We start from the raw sequence: 7722 nt of genomic DNA on the forward strand, positions 1-7722 counted from the left end.
TTGGCATCGCACTGCACGAAGCATTTTGTGAAGAGTGATAAAAGATCATGAATGTACTCAGTAAACAACAGACTGAACTAGTTACTGGTGGTATTGGATGGGACAGTCTTGGCAATTGGGTCGATTGCCTGGAAATCGTGATTGGCAGATAAAGTCGAGTTTGGCGGAACTTAATTTTAACTCTGCGAGAAAATAGACGTAAATAAGGAGTGTTCACACTCCTTTTTTTTGGTCAAAAAACTGGGCTAACAGCTCAGCTTTAGGGATTATTTAAAGGGCATGTTCTACTACTTGCGATGCAAACGCTGTGCCCTCAAATGCTCTTGAGTCATTGCCTGCATAATGTCATTTCTTTTTCTCAGTTTGTCTTCCACCCGCACCTTTTTGCTTCCTATTAAATTCTTCTAATTCAATGTTTTAGATAAGCTATTCTTGATCTGATATGAAGATCAGATTGTTCAACAGAGAAATACATCACCTTCCGAGAGATAACTAAACTCATCCGATATGGGATAAGCAGGCTATGTGTATACGGACTCAGGTGGATTGTGCTTGTTCAAGCTATACAGACTTCGCTATCTAACTCACCTTAATGATAAAGCGCTCACTGAATACGCCAAATTTTCACTGCTTGTATGAGTGCGGTTCGGATCTGGAGGCTCGCCATAGGCTCAAAAATAAAGTGCGCCTGATTGCAAAATACTAATGTGTATCGCATCGGTTGAGCATTTGTGTATGCAATAAGTCGCGTGCAACGTAACATCAAGAAATCCGGGCCGTGGAAGCAAAAATGTGCCTGGTTACTGGCCTTGGGCTATTTACTCAGATCATTGCACAGAGAAATCGACGTTGTTAAAGCGAATGCATGATGTTCTTATCTTGCTTATGAACAGGGGAACTTCGAAAAATACTCAAGTGATTATCTTGTCTTTATTAGAATATTATTTTTAATCTTATCTTTATGTATTTTAATGTTTTTTCGTTTTTCTTGTGTTTTTGATTTAATCAGAGGTGCTTGCTAGATTAGGCCTAACTTCAGCATTGGATTTAAATTTTTTCGATGCTTTAACTTAAAAATATAGGATTTATAAAATGAAAAATATTGAACAAGATGTATTGTCGACTGTTACTGGTGGAACTAGTTACCCAGATCTTTATGAACAGATCAGAGACTTAGTTGACTCCTTGAATGACTTGCTACAGCCGTAGTCTGAAGCACTGATCTTAGCCGTTTAATTTGCAGTAGTCAGGCTCTGACTTTTTATTTTGGAGATAGAATATGCATAAATTAGCAAAAGAAGACATCTTAGAAGTGTCAGGTGGGATTGATATCGAAGGAATTATAGACTGCCTTCGCCCAATTTTTGACGCACTTGATGTTCAATTATAATAGATGTAACCAATAGTGTTACTTCTAAAACATTAACTAAATAATAGGTATAAATCATGAAAGAGATATTTGGTGAAGAGATTAAAGTAACTTCAGGTGGTCAGTCTCCGGAAGGGGCATTAGTTGAGGCTATCATGGACTTTATTAAGTCACTATAAGAAAAGTTGAATGAGCTAAGCTCGGTTTAAGCTCATTGAGTAGACGGCAGCTCGCTAAAACTGACAGATTGATAGAAATAATCAATCAAGAATCAGTGGTAAAGCCAGCGCATATTGTTTACCTCATTAAGCTAAAAACGCTCAAAGTTACAAGTGAAAGGACTGACAGTGGCTAACTGGGAGGCATTTATGCCATGTGTAACTCTGAGTAGGCAAAAGTAATAATTTTGGCGGAAAGTTACTTTAGTCGACATTGTGAGAATGTTGTTTAATAAGGAGTCGAACAGGCTCCTTTTTTTATGCCCGCAAACCCACATCGGTAGCTTAGCTACTTATTCCCCAGGTCTGCTTCACCCAATTCAAGTGTGAGAATAGCAGGAGAAACCAATCATGCAATGCTGTTACGAGTGGCGCTTCCTGTACATCGCAATAAATAGTAGCTATGGCATGTTTCCCTGACACTTATTCCAAGTTGTCTGGCGTAAGGTGTATCCATGTGCGATACATGATTTAGTTGACCGCTTTTTGCATATTGAAGCTGGTATCGTGTCATTCACTCTGTGGTGTAAGCATGCCTTTGCGTGTGCACTGTGATTCTTCTCACTCTTTTCCTCGGCCAGTAGCTGAAGCTTTCAGCGCACAGAGACGAAATGCCATTTTAGGGGAGCAGCCTTTTCTCGTGAAACTGCTTTGTTGTGTTAATCGAAACCCAACTCAAGAACGGTTGCAGTTTATGGGGGAGTGGCACTTGCGTCTTTGTACCTAGAAAATAATTGCTAACCACCCATGGTAACTAATTCCATTGTGTTCCATATTTGATACATATTTGAATTTTACAAGTCACTAATATTTGTTGTTTAACCTTTGATTTAAAAGATTTTATTTTGGTTTTTGCCATTTTGACTCAGACGTTTTGTCGCGCTAAATTGGATTGCATCTGAGGCGGGCAGTTGCATTAAGCCTCTTTATTTTTTGCGTTATTTGGAAGATATATGAAATTAAAAATTACAAAGAAAGCCATTAAAAATCTATCTGCTTTAGATGCACAAGCAGTCGCAGGTGGTGGTGCAACAGCACAAAATGATGTGATTGATAATTCAAGCCCCAGTGTATGTTCCCAGGCTTTGTAGCAAAACGCCCTGCGTTATACAGAGGTACATACCTAACTATGGAGATTTAAATGATTAAGCTAAAGAAAAAAGTCGTCAAAAAGCTGATAGGCAAAGAGGTCTCTGGCGCTGCCATAGGAAATGTCGCGGGAGGTCATGATTTTCAACCGACTGCTTTTCGTGGCTGTCACTCCAATGACACTGTGGCTCAACTACCTAATTAGGAAAATAACAATGAAGTTAAACAAAGTACGATTGAAAGAGTTAACAAGCTCGAACACGTTGGCTCTGGTCGCCGGAGGGTGTCCTCATACAATACACGGATGTAATGGTCAGGATAAGACCATCCCTGCACTTAATGCAGTGTGTTAATACAGATAAACATTACGCACTCGTGCACAAGATCACAGTAGCAAACCTGATCTGAGTTCGGGCGATAGTTGTGTAAATGCGCTGAGCATTTCATATCAGGTTAAACACAGGTGTTAAGTGTTACGGTGGGCTTGCAAAGACTGTTTTTTAAAAGGTATTTGCGATGAACAGTTTAGACAACGTATTTTTTGGGTTCGGTCAGCGGTGGCCGAGGTCCTGATCAAGATTGTACCGGCCAAATAAGGCCTGGTTATCCGCAGTAAAGCACCAAATAGGCTGCTCTGAGGCTGGTAAGCGACATACTGTACTAGCAGAGTATGTCGGTATTAATAACACGATTTTATATCATTCATTTTAGAGATTAAAAATATGAAAAATTTACACTCCGAAGAAATTAACTCAGTAACTGGTGCGATGACTCACCCCGCTGAGACTGAAGTTGAGCGACTAATTGAAGTAATTAAAAACTGGTTATAAATAAGAGACCAGACAACTTTTTACAGAACTAAAAACAACAAACAACGAGGTTTAGCTATGAAAAATTTAACACAATCAGATATCCAGAATGTAGAAGGCGGGATCATTGAGGGCGGTTGCACGGGGCCTTTCCTTCCTTTCCCTATGGCTAATAAGCTATAAGTTACGATTCATTGCATCCCCGCGTGTTGCGCACGGGGTGTCTCAGTACAAAAATTAACTTGGAGAAGCATAGCATGTTCCAGACAATCAAAGAAAATCAGTTAAGTTCAATTTCAGGTGGAGACTCTACTTATAAGATGCTAGAAAAAATGGAAAGAGAGAAAAATAGCAACTAGTGAAACCACACTTGTACTGTACTTCCTCGGGTTTACCCCTGGTGTACTTGCTCAGACTGGACCTGACAGTTACTCGTTTTTATCGATGGCTGTCAGTCTGGATGTGGGCTTTATTCCTTTTCAGCCTGAATCGGCTCCTTACTTAGCCACATTGCTGCCAGCGACCAGTCTCCGCATTCTTTACTTCATATGATAGGTCGTGAATGCTATGCGCCCGATTTAGCGTGCCGCGCCCCCCAGCACTTTTATTTCTCTCGTTATATTACTTGATGTAGCCCCCGCAGAGCCTTGATATGGCATGTGTACAGGTTCAGCTTTACTGTGTTACACCGCTTCTGTTGGTGTTGTCTAAACTTTTTAAAGCCAGATTAAGTGTCTGACCGCTGTTGCGTTTGCGTACATGTTAAGTGTCGCGCCAAGGTGTGCTCAGCAAGGGATATGCTCAACCATCAGCCACTGACTAGCCATCGTCGGGATATGTAAAGGCTCTCTTTCATGTCAGGGTCGTCTTTCATCCAATCTTGCCCGAGTAGTACCAGGGTACGCATCGTACTTGTGAGCCTAATGAATATGAAAATCTACTCCTTGTCGATTGAATATCATGAGAGGGGGCTACAAGGTCATGGCTCTTTCTGCGAGAGCCCAAATCGCTTTATTTGCCTGCAAAGTAACTTTGGCTCAGTGCGGTATTGCCTTTCTTTAACTCGATATACTTGAACCTTTACAAGAGGCATATATAAATCTTACCTCTTCATTTATGTTTAAATTAAGCCTTTGTTTAAATTGCTTATTGTTGTCTTTTCGTGTTTTTGATTGGGGTGCTTTTATTCAGTAAAGTAGCCATCAGTTTCTTGGGGGCAAGCACGTATTGTGCACCGTGAGAATGGCGCAGGTCTAGGAAGGCCATGGCGCACTTACTTGTTGAATTTTTGAATCGACACCATTGAGTACCCACTTTGCTGGTGAGTGAATGGTGATTAATTATCCGGGGCTGAATTGAGTGGCAGTATGCGCTGCTCTATCGCATCCCCAAACATAAATGAGGTGGAAAAATGTTGGAAATAAATGAGCTACTTTGCGAAGTAACTGGCGGAACTAATCCTGGGCAGAAAGATTTATCTAAAATCGAATGTGACCTTTAATTTTGATATCTAGTTGGAGAGTAAATATGAATGTAATCGAAAAAAACAGTGAGCTTATGAGTCAGGTTTCTGGTGGCATTGACGAGGGCGGCTGTATTATTTTCCCGCCATTTGGCATCCAGTGATCGTCATTTAGACCAATATCGTGTAGTACGCAATTACTATCACGTTGAATTAGCCGCAAAAGATTAGCGGCTTTTTTTGTGCCCATCGTTAAGTGCCTACCTTCGCTCTGATACAAATTGAAAACCGCTTCTGCAAATAAAGTAAGATCTATTGCTACTCATTTATAAGCTGTGGCTGACGTGAAAGGCCTGGTAATGCTGTTTCGGGCAAGCTTTACCCTGGTGTCCAGCCGTTGCATGTGAGTCTGTGTCTGCAATTCGTGGCCAAGCCATCTGTAGAGTTAGACAAGATTATGGTGGTACCCGCTTGAGTTCCAATGTTGTCTTAACTTCAGCAACCCCGATAGTAAACCTACTTATGATCTTAACTACGTGGAATGGGAATGAATGTCCTGCATATTGATGATAAGTATTGTTGCTACCATGCTTCAGCACGCTACGTGTTCCCATTATCTGTTACAGATTGAGTTGCGGGTGAAAAGCAACGAAACAGAAACGCTTTTTACGAAAGCGCTCTTGACGAAAGTGGTCTATCTGTTCAGCTGCACGCGAAATGTGTGGTTATACAAGCCAGTCAAAGGGCTGTTGAATAGGAGCCGCTCTATTTGAATCAAGGGAACAATAATATCGCCTTGGTGACATTCATATTAGGCGCATAATTAGGCCATACCTCAGGGTAATTTTCTTTTTTAAGTTGTTGAAATTTATGGTTATTAAGTGGTTTTTCTCTTTTTTGATTTTTGCAATTTTCAATGCCAAGATGCATCTCGTCAAAGCGTTACAGCGCAAGACAAAATCAGTAATTGGAATTTAACTTGAACATATTGAACAGTTAGCCAGGCATTCATACCAATGATATTTCGCATGATGCCTGAGTATTTGGAGGCACAATGGCGAGAACAAAGTTTTATACAGATAAAGAATTATCTTATTTATTAAATCAGCAACTCATTGGTGACTGCCTGGACGACCACTTTCAGCCCGAAGGTTTAGAGTGTTCGCTTATTAATGTGGCCGACGCCGATTTGAACATGGGCTACGACCAACAAATAAACTTCTACCGTATGTAAATTTGGAGAGCACCTGAAATGGCATTTATCGTACTTGGACAACAACAGGATGAACATGCGCAGTACATGCTGGAGAAGCTGAAAATGCGTGGACTTGAGGCCTACTTACTGTCTACGCATGACTTCCCACGCAAGGTTCAGTTTAGTTATGAGCCCAACGAGGAGTCCGGTAGTTTGACTCTGGCATGCGGGAAAAAGCTGACCCTGGATGAAATACAAGCGGTATTTTGGCGCGGTTTTTCAGGTGTCTCAGATGAATCTACACGAGAAAACTACATGAGCCAGGAAAGCATTGCGGCTCAGGATGCGATGGCGTGTCTGAGAACCTGGTTCTTTTTGGATAATGACACAATCTGGCTAAACAGTTGGGAAGCATTTCAACATCATAAAGAGAAGCCATTTCAGCTGACTAAAGTAAAGCGGCTGGGAGTACGTATTCCTCAAACTTATGTTGGTAACAATCTGGCAGACATCAAAATAGCATTCAAGGCACTTAAACAGTCTATTTTTAAACCTGTATTTGGTGGCGCACATACTGAATTGCTAACAGAGGCACATCTGGAGTCGCAGCGAGTGACCCAAGCCTTGGCCAAGTCTCCCATCACGGTTCAGGAGTTTATTGCAGGCACGAATATTCGGAGTTATGTCATTGGAGATAAAGTTATTTCTGTTGAGCTAAGAAGTGAGCAAGCCGATTTTCGTGAAGATGCCAGCATGGAGCTATTGGCGATTGAAACCCCGCCAGAGATAGTAAAGCAAGCTCAGCAAATTGCCCGGACGCTGCACTTAAACTGGACGGCGATTGACTGGCGCAGAAACCACAATGGTGAGTATTACTTTTTGGAAGCGAACCCCTCTCCGATGTTTATTGGGTTTGAGAAACTGTCGGGGATTTCTATTACAGATCATTTAGTTGACTACATGCTGGGCAACAGATGAGATTAAACGTTAAGTGAGGAAAGAGAAATGACGGAACTAAACAAAATTGATCTGTCGTCTGTGCTAGGTAGTGGTGTAACAACGTCGCACCCTGATGAAGCCTGGGTGGCAGTATGCAAAGCGGTACATGAGTTCTTTGCTTAAACCTATCGACGTCACTATGGCTATTCCTGAAGACGGCGATGATCCATTGCCAGCGCTGCTGACCAAGTCGTGGGCAGTGGGCCTGAGTGAGCGTTAAAGGTATGAACAACTTAATGCTAAATAATTGATAAAGAGAAAAAAGATGAAGTTGAAAAAGAGAAAAATTAAGAACTTGTCTGCGTCTAATGAAATGCTTACAAGGCAGACCAATCAAGTTGCGGGTGGGTTTGCTGCCATCAGCGGGCAAGGCTGCGATCTGCCAGATACACTTGCCTGTAATTCTCAGGCATGTCTGGCACCATCTAAGCATTTTCAGTGTATTGAAAGCTTACTAGTGTGTAGAGCTTAATCTGCTGGCCTGATGAATAAGTCAGCGTCTTTTGCACTATTCTTGGCGGAGTTAAAAGCAAAGGCAGCTGTCACTGTGAGAAATTAACTTAATAAGGAAACACTATGCA

Annotated in this window: 4 protein-coding genes; all 4 read left to right on the forward strand. The window is 41.5% G+C overall.

The window, feature by feature from the left end:
• Window positions 1-2540 precede the first annotated feature (2540 nt).
• The 4 genes from TW77_RS25345 to TW77_RS23595 all read left to right on the forward strand — a co-directional run bounded on the left by TW77_RS25345 (window position 2541) and on the right by TW77_RS23595 (window position 7120).
• On the forward strand, window positions 2541-2678 hold the full coding sequence (locus tag TW77_RS25345; protein ID WP_156158754.1) for a hypothetical protein: 138 nt from the start codon (window positions 2541-2543) through the stop codon (window positions 2676-2678).
• Window positions 2679-2728: 50 nt separating this feature from the next.
• The gene (locus TW77_RS25350; RefSeq protein ID WP_156158755.1) at window positions 2729-2881 is read left to right on the forward strand and encodes a hypothetical protein; all 153 of its coding nucleotides are present in this window, start codon (window positions 2729-2731) and stop codon (window positions 2879-2881) included.
• Between the two features lie 3120 nt (window positions 2882-6001).
• Window positions 6002-6181 carry a hypothetical protein gene (locus tag TW77_RS23590; protein ID WP_046007423.1) on the forward strand — a complete coding sequence of 60 codons (180 nt, stop codon included), beginning with the start codon at window positions 6002-6004 and terminating at the stop codon, window positions 6179-6181.
• A gap of 18 nt (window positions 6182-6199) precedes the next feature.
• On the forward strand, window positions 6200-7120 hold the full coding sequence (locus tag TW77_RS23595; protein WP_046007424.1) for an ATP-grasp domain-containing protein: 921 nt from the start codon (window positions 6200-6202) through the stop codon (window positions 7118-7120).
• Window positions 7121-7722 lie beyond the last annotated feature (602 nt).

Source organism: Pseudoalteromonas rubra (assembly GCF_000967655.1).
In the GTDB taxonomy this organism is placed as follows: domain Bacteria; phylum Pseudomonadota; class Gammaproteobacteria; order Enterobacterales; family Alteromonadaceae; genus Pseudoalteromonas; species Pseudoalteromonas rubra_A.